Source organism: Paludibaculum fermentans, from assembly GCF_015277775.1.
Classification (GTDB): domain Bacteria; phylum Acidobacteriota; class Terriglobia; order Bryobacterales; family Bryobacteraceae; genus Paludibaculum; species Paludibaculum fermentans.
This window is the reverse complement of record NZ_CP063849.1, coordinates 2,469,232-2,484,942: the sequence shown is the minus strand read 5'-3', so window position 1 is coordinate 2,484,942 and position 15,711 is coordinate 2,469,232. Positions and strand designations below refer to the sequence as shown.

The 15,711-nt window shown below is 61.9% G+C and carries 8 protein-coding genes; 6 read left to right on the top strand and 2 right to left on the bottom strand.

Features of this window, described 5'->3' with window-relative positions:
• The 5 genes from IRI77_RS09745 to bla all read left to right on the top strand — a co-directional run bounded on the left by IRI77_RS09745 (position 1) and on the right by bla (position 8,592).
• Positions 1-1,179: an alpha/beta hydrolase-fold protein gene (locus IRI77_RS09745; RefSeq protein ID WP_194451880.1), complete on the top strand. Its 1,179-nt coding sequence runs from the start codon at positions 1-3 to the stop codon at positions 1,177-1,179.
• Positions 1,176-2,330, top strand: coding sequence for an alpha/beta hydrolase-fold protein (locus tag IRI77_RS09740; RefSeq protein ID WP_194451879.1), 1,155 nt, complete (start codon positions 1,176-1,178; stop codon positions 2,328-2,330). Before IRI77_RS09745 ends, IRI77_RS09740 begins: the two co-directional genes overlap by 4 nt.
• Before the next feature lie 332 nt (positions 2,331-2,662).
• Positions 2,663-4,192, top strand: a complete 1,530-nt coding sequence (locus IRI77_RS09735) for a malectin domain-containing carbohydrate-binding protein (RefSeq protein ID WP_194451878.1) — start codon at positions 2,663-2,665, stop codon at positions 4,190-4,192.
• A gap of 169 nt (positions 4,193-4,361) precedes the next feature.
• On the top strand, positions 4,362-7,727 hold the full coding sequence (locus IRI77_RS09730; RefSeq protein WP_194451877.1) for a TonB-dependent receptor: 3,366 nt from the start codon (positions 4,362-4,364) through the stop codon (positions 7,725-7,727).
• Between the two features lie 10 nt (positions 7,728-7,737).
• Positions 7,738-8,592: a subclass B3 metallo-beta-lactamase gene (gene bla, locus IRI77_RS09725; protein WP_194451876.1), complete on the top strand. Its 855-nt coding sequence runs from the start codon at positions 7,738-7,740 to the stop codon at positions 8,590-8,592.
• A gap of 85 nt (positions 8,593-8,677) precedes the next feature.
• Here the strand turns inward: bla and IRI77_RS09720 are convergent, their stop codons facing one another.
• A complete protein-coding gene (locus IRI77_RS09720; RefSeq protein ID WP_194451875.1) occupies positions 8,678-9,913 on the bottom strand; it encodes a hypothetical protein in 1,236 nt (411 codons plus the stop codon).
• A 192-nt stretch (positions 9,914-10,105) separates the two neighbouring features.
• Here IRI77_RS09720 and IRI77_RS09715 point away from each other — a divergent pair, with 192 nt between their 5' ends.
• Positions 10,106-13,408, top strand: a complete 3,303-nt coding sequence (locus IRI77_RS09715; RefSeq protein ID WP_194451874.1) for a TonB-dependent receptor — start codon at positions 10,106-10,108, stop codon at positions 13,406-13,408.
• Between the two features lie 118 nt (positions 13,409-13,526).
• Here the strand turns inward: IRI77_RS09715 and IRI77_RS09710 are convergent, their stop codons facing one another.
• On the bottom strand, positions 13,527-15,674 hold the full coding sequence (locus IRI77_RS09710) for an alpha-N-arabinofuranosidase (RefSeq protein ID WP_194451873.1): 2,148 nt from the start codon (positions 15,672-15,674) through the stop codon (positions 13,527-13,529).
• Between the last annotated feature and the right edge of the window lie 37 nt (positions 15,675-15,711).

The following is a 15,711-nucleotide window of genomic DNA, read 5'->3' as shown; positions in this document are numbered from 1 at the left end:
ATGTACATCAAAACGATTGCCTGGTTCGCCATTGCATGCGCCTCCGCCTGGGGCCAACCTGCCGGCGATTCAAAACCCGCCTCCACAAACGTGATGGGCGCGCAGTATCCCCGAGTCCATCCCGATCTCCGGGCGACCTTCCAGCTCAAGGCGCCTGAGGCGAAGCTGGTCCAGGTCCGCCTGGGTCAAACCTACGACATGGTGCGCGCGGACGACGGCGTTTGGACCGTCACCATACCTCCACAGGTGCCCGGATTCCACTATTACTCCCTGGTGGTGGATAGCGTGGCCGTGAACGATCCAGGCAGCGAGGCGTTCTACGGCACCAGCCGCCAGTCCAGCGGAATCGAGATTCCGGAGAAGGATGCGGACTACTACGAGGTCCAGGCTGTGCCGCATGGCGAGGTGCGTCAGATCCGCTACTTCTCCAAAGTGACCGGAGCCTGGCGCCGGGCGTTTGTGTACACGCCGCCCGGCTATGACTTGAACCCGAAACTCAGGTATCCCGTGCTCTACCTGCAGCACGGTGGCGGAGAGGATGAACGCGGCTGGACGGTCCAGGGCCGTGCCGACATCATTCTCGACAACCTGATCGACCGCAAGCAGGCCGTGCCCATGCTCATCGTGATGGACAAGGGTTATGCGGTGATGGCGGGTGAGAAGCCATATGTCCGCGCGCCCGGCGAACCGTTCGACATGCGCCGGCTCTCCTCCCTCCCCGCATTCGAGAAAGTGGTCGTCGACGACCTGATCCCCGCCATCGACGCCCGCTATCGCACGTTGCCCGATCGGGACCATCGCGCCATGGCCGGGCTCTCCATGGGCGGCGGCCAGACCTTCGAAATTGTACTGCACAATCTCGACAAATTCGCCTATGTGGGCGGCTTCAGTGGGGTGCCCGGCGGCAATGGCGGCCCGGTCATCAACACGAAGACCGATTTCAACGGCGTCCTGGCCGATGCGCAGGCCTTCAATAAACGGATGAAGCTGGTCTGGATCGGCACCGGTACCGCCGAGCCCGCACCCATGTACAAGGGCATGCAGGGATTTCGTGAGGCCATCACCAACGCCGGCATCCGGCATATCTACATCGAGTCGGAAGGCACCAGCCACGAGTGGCTCACCTGGCGCCGGGCGCTCCACGATTTCGCGCCCAGGCTGTTCAAGGAGGCGAAATGATCCGCATCTGGACCGTCCTTCTGGTATGCGCCCTCGGACTGGCACAGCCCGCTGATGACTCGAAACCTGCTGGTTCGAATGTCCCGGGGGCTGAGTATCCACGGATTTATTCCGATCTCCGCGTGACATTCCGGCTCAAGGCGCCGGAGGCGCGCAAGGTCCAGGTCCGTCTCGGCAAGGACTACGACATGACGCGCTCCGATGACGGCACATGGAGCGTGACACTACCGCCGCAGGTGGCGGGCTTCCACTACTACTCCCTGGTGGTTGACGGCGTCGCGGTGAACGATCCCGGCAGTGAGACCTTCTATGGATCCAGCCGCCAATCCAGCGGGATTGAGATTCCCGAGCAGGGCGTGGACTTCTACGAGGTCAAGAATGTGCCCCATGGAGAGATGCGTCAGTTCCGCTACTACTCCAGCGTGACTGGATCCTGGCGGCGCGCCTTCGTCTACACACCGCCAGGCTACGACTCCCATGTCAAAGCCCGCTACCCAATCCTTCTTCTCCAGCACGGGGGTGGAGAAGACGAGCGCGGCTGGGTGGTTCAGGGACGAACGGACATCATCCTCGACAACCTGATCGCGGAGAAGAAGGCTGTGCCCATGATCGTCGTCATCGACAACAGCTACGCTTTCAAGCCTGGAGAAACGCCCCCGTCGCTGCGTCCTCCGGCCGGTCCGCCCGGGTCCTTCCGCATCGTGGTTTCTCCCACTTTCGGGGATGTCGTCGTGAAGGATCTGCTGCCTGCCCTCGACAAACACTATCGAACCCTCGCGGATCGTGATCACCGTGCCGTGGCGGGCCTCTCGATGGGCGCGGCCTACGCCATGCAGGTCGGACTGGGGCACCTCGATACGTTCAGCCACTTCGGATCGTTCAGCGGTACGGTCATGCGCGACCTGGATGCCAGGACCTCCTACGGCGGAGTGCTGAACGACGGGGAGCCGTTCAATCGGAAATGCCATTTGCTGTTCATCGCCGCCGGCACTGCCGAGCAATCGCGGCTGGACGCGGCCAGGCATGCACGAGCGGAACTCGACAAAGTTGGTGTCAAGTACGTCGCCTACGACTCGCCAGGCACCGATCACGAGTGGCTCACCTGGCGGCGATCCTTATACGAGTTCGCTCAACGGTTGTTCAGAAAGTAAGAAGATCGGCTCCCTGAGCCACTGCCAGGACCAACTTCGCCAGGACGGGTAACCCCAGTCAGCCCGGCCTGACGTGGACACCCACCGATCCGGCCCGCGGCCAGACAATGGTCTTCGACAACCACTGCCGCATGGTGGATGATCCCGAAGGCGAAGTACGCAAGATCCTGCTGGGCTAGCCGGAACCACGCGCCGAGGGCCGCATCCACCGGCCCTCGGTGCTTCGAACCCTCTACATCTACCTCCGCCCATTCCCTCCCGGACAATGTGTCGAATATCCCGTGTGGGGGTTCCTCGATTTAGGTGATACAATCTCGACTAAATTCGGGGCTATGACATCCAACGCGGCGATTCTGCTGGAAGAGCGAAGAGCTGCCCTCAACGCAGTTCTGGATTCCAAGGAGTTCTCACGGGCGCCCGCCCTTGCCAAACTCCTGAAGTATCTCTGTGAAAAGACCTTTGAAGGCCGGTTTCACGAGATCAAGGAGTTCAGCATCGCGACCGAGGTCTATGGCCGGAGCGAGAGCTTTGGCGAGAAACGCGACTCTGTCGTTCGGGTCGAGGTGTCCCGCCTGCGCAAGCGTCTGCGGAACTATTACGCGGAAGAGGGAGCGTCTCAACCCCTTCGCATCGTGATTCCGGCCGGCACCTACCAACCTGAATTCGAACCCGCAGTTACTGACCCGGAGCCTAGCTCCGACGACATCCCGGCCGTCCCGGCGAAGCACTCGAGAACGCGTATCCTCATCGCCTGTCTTGCAGCTTCTGTGCTCCTGGCCGCAACGGCAGTGATTCTTTTTCTGCCGTACCGGCGCCAGGCGGCCGCGCCCGCGACACCCGCCCGCGGTTCCGCCGATCGCGACCCCCTTCCGGGCGGCGGGATCCCTCGACCGGTCCGCATCCTGGCCGGTGCTTCCACTGAACGGTCAGTGGACCGCTTCGGCGTGGAATGGTCCGGCGACCGGTATTTCTCCGGCGGCGAGCAGAACCATTGGCAATTTGGAGGCAAGGAGATGGGCGTCCCCGTGAGAACCATCCGCTGGGCACCAGATCAGCTCTACTTCCGCAGCTTCCGTTTCGGCAACTTCTCTTACCGCATCCCACTCCCGGCGGGCAAGTACGACCTGAGGCTCTACTTTTCTGAAGTCATCTTTCTTCCGACGGAGCTTGGGGACGGAGTGGAGAATCGTAGAATCTTCGACGTCCTGATGAACGGTCAGCCCCTGCTGTCATCTTTCGACATCGCAGCCGATGCGGGAGGCACGAACACGTCCGACATCCGCGTCTTCACGAATGTCTCTCCCGAGAACGGCTTCCTCACGCTGGACTTCAAACCCATTCTCTCCGGCGCCTGGTTGAATGCCATCGAAGTCATCCCAAATAATACCGGCCGGCCCCTCCCCATCCGGATCTTCACCCGGAACGCAAACTTCACAGACCAGGAAGGAAATCTCTGGGAGTTGGACCGCTACTACACCGGCGGCCGGCAGATCTCCGATGGCGAAACCGTCACCGGCACGCAGGATCCCGAGCTGTTCCTCTCGCAACGCTATGGCAACTTCACCTACCGCTTCCCGGTTCCTCCCGGCCGCTACCGGCTCCGGCTTCTCTTCGCCGAGACCTACTTCGGCCCCCACAATCGCGGCAAGGGCGGCTCCGGCAGCCGGATCTTCAATGTGCTCAGTGGCGGTGTGACCCTTCTCAATCGCTTCGAGATCTTTAAGGAAGCCGGCGAACGGCACAGTATCGAGAAGGTGTTCCACGGACTGGTCCCCAACGCCCAGGGCCGCATCGACGTCACCTTCGAACCAGTCGTCCAGTATGCGGTAGTGAATGCGCTGGAATTAACACCCGAAAAGTGACTGTAGCCACTGCTCATCGGCTTGTAACCACATTGATTCCAAACGGCTTCTGTCGCTAACCAGCGGTAGCGGTTACCTCTAGCCGCGATCTCTTGCTCTCCCTCCTGCAATTCCCTTACCTTCGCACTACTCAATTCGCGCACTGGATTGCGCTGCAGAGGGAGATGCCATGTTGCAAAGCTCAGTGGGTAGCCGCCTGTTTCTGGCGGCGTGCCTTCTATCTGGGACCGTGGGCCTTTTCGGACAAACACTGGGTTCGATCGCCGGTGAAGTCCGGGACACCAGCGGAGCCGCCGTTCCGGAGACCATCATCACCGTGATCAACACGGGAACCAATGCCCAAAGATCCGCGCTCACCAATGAGGCGGGCGGGTATGCGTTTCCCTCCCTCCCGCCCGGCATCTATACGGTGCGAGCCGAACGGGCAGGGTTCAAGACTTTACTCCGCACTCAGGTCGAGATCCAGGTCCAGCAGAATGCCCGCCTCGATTTCGAGCTGCCGCTGGGCCAGGTATCCGAGTCCGTCGAAGTGGTCGCCAGTCCGCTGATGGTCAACGAAAACGCCACGGTCGGCACCGTCATCGAGAACAAACGGATCGTCGAACTGCCCCTGAACGGGCGCAACTACCTCCAACTGGTCTCGCTCGCACCCAACGTCTCCACCGGCTTCTCCACCCAGGGGCAGGCCGGAGCACGGCAAGGCGGCATCCGGGCCTCTCAGACGATCTCCGTGGCCGGCCAGCGCACGAACTTCAACCACTACACCCTGGACGGTGTAGAGAATACTGACCCCAACTTCAACACGTTTGTCGTCATGCCGTCTGTCGATGCACTTCAGGAGTTCAAGGCGCAGACCGGCATCTATCCGGCGGAGTTCGGCCGACAGACCACCCAGATCAATGTCCTGACCAAGTCCGGCACGAATCAGTATCACGGCACCGTCTTCGAGTTTCTGCGCAATGACAAGCTGGACTCCACCGGCTACGCGTTCACTTCCCTGCGACCGGTGAAAGACCCCTTCAAATGGAATCAGTACGGCTTCACCCTGGCCGGTCCGGTTTGGCTCCCGCGCGTCTTCAATGGCAAGGACAAACTGTTCTTCATGGGGAACTATGAATCGTTCCGCAAACGGGGCAACACGACAGGACTCTTCTCACTTGCACCGGCGGCGTTCCAGACCGGGGATTACACTTCCCTATCCAGCCGGATCTACGACCCGCTCACCCGTACCCGCGCTGCCGACGGCACCCTGACCGGCACTCCTTTTGCCGGCAACGTGATTCCGGCCAGCCGCATCAGCCCGACGTCCAAGAAACTGCTCGAGTTCTACCAGAACCCCACCCTGCCCGGCGTCACCAACAACTACGTCCAGGCGCTGGCCCGCCCGCAGAACCGAGATCAGTTCATCGTCCGCCTCGACTACAACGAGTCACCCAAATCCTCGTGGGCCGGCCGCTACAGTTGGGGCGACGAGAACGAGTCCACACCTGGCCTCAACCAGAACGGCACCAAACTGGTCACCAACCTCGAACAGTACATGGGTTCGAATACCCGCACTCTGTCCCCCTCGATGGTGACGGAAACCCGCTTTGGCTATACGCGTTTCTACAACTCGGTGGGCACGCTCCTGGCCTTCCAGCGGAATGTCGTGGATGAACTCGCGATTCCAGGGTTGAAGGGCGGCGACCCCGTCTCTTGGGGCATTCCGTCCATCGGAATTGCCAACTACCAGGGCATTGGAGACAGCACCGACGGGCCGTTTGAAAACAAGAACAGTACGCTCCAGTTCCTCAATAACACTTCCATCACCAGAGGCCGGCATTCCTTCCGCTTCGGTGGCGAAGTCCGCCGGGATCAGTTCAATCAGGTGGGCAATCAGTTCGGACGCGGCAGCTTCAGCTTCGCCGTCAACCCTACGCAAGACCCGCGAGCCCTGACCGCGGGATCCGGTCTCCCCACCCAGGGCGATGCTTTCGCATCATTCCTGCTGGGCAATGTCACGCTCACCGAAGTGGCGGCACAAATTGCGGCGGCCCAGTTTCGGGCCACAAGCTTCGCGCTGTATGTGGACGACGTCTGGAAACTGAGCTCCCAGGTAACCCTCTCCTTCGGCTTGCGTTATGAGAATACGCCACCGTGGGAAGACATCTCGGGCAATCTCACCACCGTTTTCTTCAATGCCTTCGACAATATCCCGAACGTGGCAGACCAGAGTCGCTATCCCGTGTTTCTCCGCCAGGGGGTGAGTTCCGGCGACCCCTACAGCGGATTGAGGGTGCGCTGGCCGAACATCCCACTGGTACAGGATGGCCGTCTTGGGAATCGCCTGGTGAATCGCGACAACAACGACTTCGCACCGCGGATCGGACTCGCCTGGAGCCCCACCTCCAAGTGGGTGATTCGAACTGGAGCCGGCATGTTCTATAACCAGGACCAAGGCAACCCCCGCTTCGATGTCGCGCGGAATGCCGCCGGCCGCACCCGCAACGACGACAATTCCGATTTCCCAACAGTGACCTGGGCTACCGGAGCGGCGGCCTTGAGCGGCTCAGTCGCAAACATTCTTACACCCCAGGCGTTCTCCAATAAGTACGACCGCCGGACACCTTATTCCATGCAGTGGTTGTTCAATGTACAGCGTGAACTCGGCAAGGATCTGTCCTTCGAAGCTGGCTATCTCGGCTCGGTCAGCCGACACCTGGAATCCTACCGCGGAGTCAGCGCGGCGGTGCCTGGCCCCGGCTCAAACGCCAGCCGGTCGCCTTATCCGAATTGGGGGCTGCTCGTGCTCGTCGAGAACGGCGGCCGCGCCAATTACAACTCATTGGGAACCAAGTTGACCAAGCGTTACTCCAGCGGGCTCACCGCGCTGGTTTCCTACACCTGGTCGAAGTCGATCGATACGACCAGTGGGATTCGCACCTCCGATAGCGACTCCCTCTTCTCGCAGGATGGCCGTTGCATGCTCTGTGATCGCGGTCTTTCCGCCTTCGACAACCGGCACCGCCTGGTCGTCTCCGGCCTCTACGATGTTCCATTCGGCAAGGGCCGCAAGATGGCGATTCGAAATGGCTTCCTGGATGCCCTGGCCGGAGGGTGGCAGGTAGGTGGCATCAGCACATGGCGCTCCGGATTCCACATCAATCCCAGCGCCGGCGTGAACCGCGCCAACACCAACATCAACACCGATCGCCCGGATGCTTCCGGCCAACCGGTCAATCTTGATACACCCACCACGGAGCGCTGGTTCAATACCGCCGCCTTCGTCCTTCAGCCGGTCTACCAGTTTGGAAATGCCGCGCGCAACTCCGTGCCCGGGCCTGCCGGTTTCATGCTGGACTCCAATGTGCAGAAGAACTTCCGCCTGCCCTTGGAAGGACACGAACTCCAGTTCCGCTGGGAGTGCTACAACCTGTTCAATCACCCGGTCTGGGGTTTCCCGACCTCGAATCTGAGCAGCGCCAACTTCGGCCGCATCACGTCCACCGCCGTGAGCATGCGGCAGATGCAGTTCGCGTTGAAGTACGTTTTCTGATGAACACCAGATGCTCAACATCGCGATCCGATGCCTTCTCGCCGCGGTCTTCGCGGCGGGAGCGGCGGCACAGAACGCCAAAAGCTGGAGCGAGCCCTTTCCACCTCATCGCATTGCCGGCAATCTCTACTACGTCGGCACGCGGGGGCTCGCCTCCTACCTGATCACCACGCCGGAAGGGCACATCCTCATCAACAGCGGATTGGAAAGCTCCGTGCCCCTGATCGAGTCGAGCATCACGCAGCTCGGCTTCCGGTTCGCCGACGTCAGGATCCTCCTGATCAGCCACGCCCACTGGGACCACAACGCGGGCAGCGCGCTGGTGAAGCAGCGCACCGGCGCCCGGTACGAAGTCATGGAGCCTGACGTCGCCGTAACCGAAGATGGTGGCAGATCCGACTTCTTCTACCGGAACTCGCCGCGATCTTTCTATCCCCCGGCCAAAGTCGACCGCGCCCTCCAGGACGGAGACCAGGTGAAACTTGGCGGAACCGTCCTCACTGCCCATCTCACGCCAGGCCACACCAAGGGCTGCACCACCTGGACCATGCAGGTGACCGAAGCCGGCAGGACCTATGACGCAGTCATCGTCGGAAGCGTCAACGTGAACGCCGGCTTCCAACTCGTCAGGAACTCTCTGTATCCCGGGATCGCCCAGGACTTCCAGCGGACCTTCGCGACTCTGAAAGCCCTGCATTGCGACATCTTCCTGGGTGCTCACGGGGACTACTACGGCCTCGAAGGCAAGTTCGCCCGTCTGCCGGCCCAGGGTGTCAAGGTCTTCATCGACCCCGCCGGTTACTCGAAATACGTAACGGAGCGAGAGCAGTCCTTCCTCCACGAATGGCAGCGGCAGAAACGGTGATCACTTCAGGGATGAGGACGCGGCATCATCGCTGCTGGCGGAGGCCGGCGTGCGGACCAGCCACTCTGCCGCCAAGCCCACCGGGTTAGTGTGCGTGTACGGCGAGGATCTCGAAGCTCTGCAGCGTGTACTCCACCTGCTTCACCCGCAGGAGCGCCTCAAAATGCGGAAGTTCGCCGGACCTTTCCGGCAGCTTCGCCAGTACCTCCTGGAACAGGCGGTCGGTGGTCACCAGGTTTGCCGCCGCTTCAGTGCCCGACATCTCCTGGCCCGAGAGAATCAGCACATTACCGGTCTTGCTGGCGTTCGGCAGGAAGGCCACCACGGAGAATCGCTCTTCTAGCCCCTTCCCGGATCCCGGCAGGGCGAAGGATGCCGGCTCGCCCGCTCCGGGCCGGCGGTTCTCCACTCTGACACTTCGGGTCTTTTCGTCGTAGACGAAGTGGAAGTCCAGCGATTCGTCGAACAGGTCCACCCAGGGCACGGCCCTCCTGGAACCCACGAGGATGTGGTTGCCCTTCTGAAAACTCCGCAGGTTCAGGTCGCGGGAATAGAGTACGGACGTATGCGCGGGATTAAGGACGCCGGCGGCCCACAGCCGTTTCATCAACATCACGTCGGCCAGGGAGGTGTACCGCCTCTCCATCAAATAGCGCAGGATATCTTTTTTCTCGGCAGTGTAGTCCGGCCGGTCCAATTCCGCGCGATAGCCGCGGCTGATGTACTCGCTCACCAGGATGGGCCGGTGAACGATGTCCTGCACGGCTGAGAATGTGGAATCCGCGATGACCACAGTGGTCTCCTGCCCTGGAGGCGAAAATGCCGTCCAGAAGCGCCGCAATACGTTCCCCTCGATGGCCGGCTCCGGGTGGCGCATGGCCAGCCACCCGCACAGGCAGGTGAGGATCAGGCACGCCATGGCCAGCAGCCGGACGGTCCACTGGGGGCGCGCCGCCTCGGCGGTGGTCGAGGATTCCGAGACTGGCGAGACGGCCGCGCCCGCCCGCTCCCGCAATATAGGTTCGTAAGTCCCCTTGGCGATCTCCAGCACCATGGGTTCGTCCCTGCCTTCGTCGCTGAAGTAACGTTCCAGCCGCTTCCTCAACTGCGATGCCTGGACGCGAACCAGGGTGTCCTGCGCCGAGTCGTAGTCCGCCGTCCGTTGGAATACGTCCACGCCGATGTCGTGGTCCCTGATCTCCAATACTCCATCCACCCAGCAGCGGTGGCACAGATAGATCAGCAGGTCCCGTAACTTTGCTGACCTCTGCAGGGGGGCCGAGTTACACACCCGTTCCACTACCGCCCAGCGGTCATCCATTTCCGCCGGCAAGGCGAACCTGGACTTCTCGCGGAATGGTGCATCCCTCAGCATATGAGGAATAGTAACACCTCAAGGATATGAATGAGTTGCAGAAACTCTTCGCGGAGAATTCGCGAGAATTCACTTGTTCCTCGGCGTTCCGGCTGGCCATGATACCTGGAGTCAAGATTACTGAACAAGGGGCTCACCATGATGCTGACGTCAAGACTCGTCTCGCTTGCGTTACTGTTCTCCACTCTCCTCTCCGCCCAACAGATCACAGGTACGGTTACTGGCATTGCCACCGATCCGAGTGGCGCGGGACTTCCAGGTGTCCTGGTCAAGGTCACCAATCTCCAGACTAATGTCGCTCGCGAAACCACCACGGAAGCCAGCGGCGCCTTCTCCTTGCCCTTCCTGCCCGCCGCCTCTTACTCCCTGACGGCCACTGCGAAGGGCTTCCGAACCTTCCAGATCGACTCCTTTGTTCTGCAGGTTGGCCAGACCGCCCGCCTCGATCTCGGCCTCGAGATCGGCGACGTCACCCAGACCCTTAACGTCTCCGGTAACATCGCGGCGCTTCAAACTGAATCCACCTCTGTCGGCGCGGTAATCAATGCCGAGAAGATCGTCGACCTGCCGCTCAACGGCCGCAACTTCATCCAACTCGCCCAGTTGATCCCCGGCGTGAATCCGGGCACGCCTGGCTCCATCTCCGTCCGGCGCGGCCGCGGCTCCATCGGTGAAACTTCCTCCGCCTTCGGCGGTACCGGCATGTCGGCCAACGGCGCCCGTGATACGAACAACCGCTTCTATCTGGACGGCGTCGAGTTCATGGACTACGACGCCTACACTTACCCCTTCGCGCTCTCCGTCGACTCCCTCGCCGAGTTCCGTGTCGAAACCTCCACGTTCTCTGCGGAATACGGCGGCTCCCCGGGTGGCCAGGTCTCCATCCTCACGCGCCGGGGCGGCAATCAGTTCCGAGGGACTCTCTGGGAGTTCAACCGCAACGATGCCCTCACCCAGACCTACGACGCCATCGCCAAGACCTCTGTCGCCAATCCCCGCCTCAACCGCAATCAGTTCGGAGCCAACATCGGTGGTCCTGTTGAGCTGCCCAAGATTTACAACGGTAAAAACAGGACCTTCTTCTTCTTTAACTGGGAAAGTGGCCGCCTTGCTTCCGGCGCCACCGCCTCCTACCGCCTGGTGCCGCCCACTGCCATGCGGAATGGCGATTTCAGCGCCCTCCGCGACGCCCGCACCGGACAGCCGCTGACGCTGAAGGATCCCATGGCCGCCGGCATCGTCAACAACCAGATTCCCAAGTCGTTGCTGAGCCCCCAGGCCGTCGAGTTCCTCAAGTTCACTCCCGAAGCCAACACCGCCGTCGGCACCCAGAACTTCATCAACACCCCTCAGAGCGCCGTTGCCACCCAGGATAACTACACCTACCGCCTGGACCATAACCTCACCTCGAAGGACGCCCTGGCCTTCCGCTATGTCCGGAACTCCACCAAGGAGAAGGGCACTCCTTACTGGGGCAATGACGTCCGCGACAACGACGCCCAGACCCAGAACCTCGCCGGCACTTGGACGCGGATGTTCAGCCCCTCCATCGTCAACGAAGCCCGCTTCGGTTGGAACGACATGACCGAGAACGAGATCTTCGGCACCACCAACAATCCGGCCTTCGATATCGCCGGTGCCATGAAGCTCCCGCTCGTCTCCCGCCTCCCCATCGACTTCGGCCCGCCCAGCATCTCCATCGCCAACGGCCTGGACGGCGGCTATAGCGTCTTCGACCTCCAGCGCCAGATCGGGCCCCGCGTCCGCGCCAACGCTGTCTACAACTTCAACGACATCGTCTCCATGCAGCGTGGCAAGCACTTCATCAAGATCGGCGCCGACTTCGTCCGCCGTGGCTTCACCTTTGAGCAGGCCCGCAACGCCCGCGGCACCTTCCGCTTCGACGGCAGCTACACCGGGTCCTCCCTGGCCGACTTCATGCTCGGCTACGTCAAGTACGCCGAAATCAATCCGGATCACACCAATACCGACCTGAAGGGTCTCTGGCAGAGCTACTTCGTCCAGGACGACTGGAAGGTCACCCCCAACCTCACCGTCAACCTCGGCCTGCGCTACGACTACCTCCAGCCCCTCTTCGACTCCCAGGGCCGCATGGCCAACATCGAGCAGAACGGCGTTTACGTCACCAAACTCGTAACGCCCGCCACCGCCAGCTACCCGCGCATGGTCAGCGGCGACAAGAACAACTTCGCCCCGCGCGTAGGCCTCGCCTGGCGCCCCTCCTATGTCAAGGACTTCGTCGTCCGCGCCGGCTATGGCATCTACTACAATCACGTGCACCCCAACGCCCCCTTCGGCATGACCGAATCCTCCCAGGCCAAGGGTAGCTATCAGGTCGACGGAGCCCCGGCCGGCAAGCCGACGGTCTTCTTCAACGACCCGTTCGCCAGCGCGCTCTCGCCCACGCCCCAGCTGAATGCCGTTCCGTCCAACGATCCCAACTATCGCGACGCCTACATCCAGCAGTGGAACCTCACCCTCCAGAAGAAGATCATCGGCGGCTTCGTCCTGGACACCGGCTATGTCGCCTCCAAGAGCACGCGCCTCAGCGTGACCTTGCCGTCGATGAACCGGCCTGATGTGCTGGTGGATCCCCGCACGCCCGGCCTCGCCTCCATCAACGCCCGGCGCCCCAATCAGGCCTTCCAGCGCTCCATCCAGGGCGACAAGTCGATCGGCAACTCCAACTACCATTCCCTCCAGGTGCGCGCCGACCGCCGCATGAGCCGCGGCCTCAACCTGCTCACCTCTTACACCTGGTCCAAGTGCCTCTCCGGCCCCAGCGACATCGGCGCCGACATCGGCGGCGGCTCCTTCATCGGCACCCTCCAGAACATCTACGACATGCGTGGCGAACACTCGCTCTGCGGTTTCGATGTCACCCAGCGCTTCGTACAGTCGGTTGTGTACGACATCCCCTTCTTCACGGGCGCCCCTTCCGTGATGCGCTCCCTGCTGGGCGGCTGGCAGGCGTCCTCCATCATCGTGGGCCAGAGCGGCTTCCCGGCCGAGGTCTCCTTCGGCGTCGACACCACCGGCACCGGCGTCGGCTCCCGTCCTGACATGGTCGCCGGCCAGAAGGCGAACCTGGACTCGGGCGAGCGCAGCTACCAGCGCTGGTTCAACACGGCGGCCTTCGCTGAACCCGCCTTCGGCAGCTACGGCAACTCCGCCCGCACCGGGGCCATCCGCCTGCCCGGCCTCATCAACGTGGATTTCTCGGTGAACAAGCAGTTCCGCATCGGGGAAACGCGCCGCGCCGAACTCCGCACGGAGTTCTACAACCTCTTCAACCACTACAACATCCAGCCCGGTTCAGTCGACCGCGGCATCCGCTCCGTCAACTTCGGCAAGGTTGGTTCCGGCCTGCAAGGCCAAACCACCCGGGTGATCCAACTCGGCGCGAAGTTCTACTTCTGAGGGACTCTCAACAAATCACGGCTCCGTTCACTCACTTGCTGAGTTGAACGGAGCCGTGGCTCATCCGGTTCTCTGGCGTTTCGCCGTGCCCGCGGCGGTCTCCGCGTCTGGGCGCCTGCTACTGACTCAGTTCGAACTCGTAGACGGTGATGCTCGCGGGTGCAAGCGTCAGCTTGCGTGGTGCTTCAGCTAACGAACTCTCCGCCATCGTCGCTGGAGGCCCGCTGAACCCTCCGCGTCCGGGAACGCTGGGCGCCGGCGCACTCCCTGGAGGCGCAGTCAACTGCCAGAGTTTCACAGATCCTCCCGTCCTGACTCCGGCGAGGTTCAAGTCACACTCCTGAGTCGTTTCCGTCGGATTCACAACGGAGATTGCGAGTTTCCTGCGATCGGCGCTCAGCGCCGCAACCACATCTAAAGGATACGTGGAGCTGCCCGAAGGACGTTCCGGCAGGTCCACCCATACCGTGCCCTTGATGGTGCGTTGCGGGGAATCCCCACTGACGGCGACAGGCAGCGCGCCGGCAAACCGGTCGTGCAGCACCTTCATCACCAGTCCCTCCATCCGCAAGCCGATGGCCTCGCCGAAAGGATCCAGGGCCAGCGTACCCATCCCGCCCGTGGCCACGCCCAAGGCAACCATGTCCGAGTGCCGGAAGAATTCGTGATACACCAGCGCATTCGTCATCGGATTCAACATCAGGCTGCTGGCCGGAGCCGTGCTCGACGCACTCACCGGCCTGTTCCTAGGCGCCCATTCGTCGAAGGCGAACCGGATGTCCTTCCCCTTCAGCGACGGCATCCGCTTCAGGTACTCTTCCCACGCCTCGAACTTCATCTGGACCTTGTTCGGCATGCGCCGCACCCGATCCGCTGTGGAGTCGTTCGCCTCGACAAACTGCTGCCCGGGGCCATCGATTGCCAGGTGAGGGTAGCCGTAGAAATGCTCGCCGAGGTAGTCGATGTACTCCGCTGAATGCGCCAGCAGGGCCCCTGTCCAGTCGTACTTCGTGCCGAAAGCGAACGGCACCTTGTCGTTCACCGCCTCCCGTTCCGGGAAAGTGCCCAACTGGCGGTTTTCAATATACGTCCAGGACAACTCTTCCGGAGTCGCGCTCGAAGCGATCACTTTGATCGTCGGGTCGACCTTCCGCATCGCCTTGACGAACAGATTGTGCTTGTCCGGGTACTGCGTCACATCCATGTGGCCCCATTGCCACGGACCGTACATTTCGTTGCCGATCCCCCAGATCTTCACGCCATAGGGAGTCGCATGCCCGTTGGCCACGCGCAGCTTGCCCATCGGGCTGGTCGCCGGACCGTTCACGTACTCGACCTCTTCAGCGGCCGAGTGATCGTCGCCCAATCCCGTATTCACCGCAATGTAAGGTTCCGCCATCAGCAGACGGCAGAACGTCATGAAGTCGTCGAGCCCCATGTCGTTCGTTTCCATCCCGTTCCACGCCAATTCTCGCCGCGGCGGCCTCTTGTCCGCGTCGCCGAGCCCGTCGCGCCAGTCGTAGGCCGAAACAAAGTTTCCGCCGGGCCACCGGGCAATCTCGATCCCCTGTTCCTTCAACAGGCGCACACTGGCTGCTTTGAACCCCGAGATATTATCAGCCGGCATCAAGGACGCGGCCCCGATGTGGAACGACCCGCCGCCGCTCCCCGTGATCTCAAAACGGCCCTGCGTGGCGTCAGCCTTAGCCGTGAACTTCAGTGGGTACTTCGCATAGCCCCCTGTCAGCTTTGCGAGGCTCACCGTCTGCCGGTCCTCCGGATTCGGTCCCCAGATCAGGCTCACGTCCACTTTGATCCCCGGACTGCCGCTCAATACAACTCGGCCCACATAGGCCCGGCCGGCGCGGAGCGCAATCCCCGGCTGGCTGATGCCGCGCGGTGTTCCCGCCTCCACCTGGATCAGCGGACTCCACTCCCCCACGTAGGGGCTCTTGCTGTCCATCACCACGAACTGATCCCCGCCGACAGGCAGCCATCGCCGGCGCGGCCCACGCCGGCCGAACCCTCCAGCCGGAGCGGCGGGCTCCGGTTTCGAGTTGACCTCGTAGAAAAACTTCCGGTCGGCGAGCATCTCAGCCCACACCTGGGTCGTGGCGGGCTCCATGAAGCCGCCAAACACCAGCCTGCTGATGGGCGACCCCGGGCGCGTGGCATCTATCCGGACAGTCACGGGTTGGGCAGCCGCTGATCCGGCGAGAGCCGCAAACAGCACAGGCGCCGCACACCAGATGGAAACGAACTTCATGTCAAAACTCCAATTCAACTGCACTTCCTGTCAATAG

Coding starts and splice junctions, on each gene's coding strand:
- IRI77_RS09745 (WP_194451880.1), top strand. CDS start 1: ATGTACATCAAAACGATTGCCTGGTTCGCCATTGCATGCGCCTCCGCC.
- IRI77_RS09740 (WP_194451879.1), top strand. CDS start 1,176: ATGATCCGCATCTGGACCGTCCTTCTGGTATGCGCCCTCGGACTGGCA.
- IRI77_RS09735 (WP_194451878.1), top strand. CDS start 2,663: ATGACATCCAACGCGGCGATTCTGCTGGAAGAGCGAAGAGCTGCCCTC.
- IRI77_RS09730 (WP_194451877.1), top strand. CDS start 4,362: ATGTTGCAAAGCTCAGTGGGTAGCCGCCTGTTTCTGGCGGCGTGCCTT.
- bla (WP_194451876.1), top strand. CDS start 7,738: ATGCTCAACATCGCGATCCGATGCCTTCTCGCCGCGGTCTTCGCGGCG.
- IRI77_RS09720 (WP_194451875.1), bottom strand. CDS start 9,913: ATGGATGACCGCTGGGCGGTAGTGGAACGGGTGTGTAACTCGGCCCCC.
- IRI77_RS09715 (WP_194451874.1), top strand. CDS start 10,106: ATGATGCTGACGTCAAGACTCGTCTCGCTTGCGTTACTGTTCTCCACT.
- IRI77_RS09710 (WP_194451873.1), bottom strand. CDS start 15,674: ATGAAGTTCGTTTCCATCTGGTGTGCGGCGCCTGTGCTGTTTGCGGCT.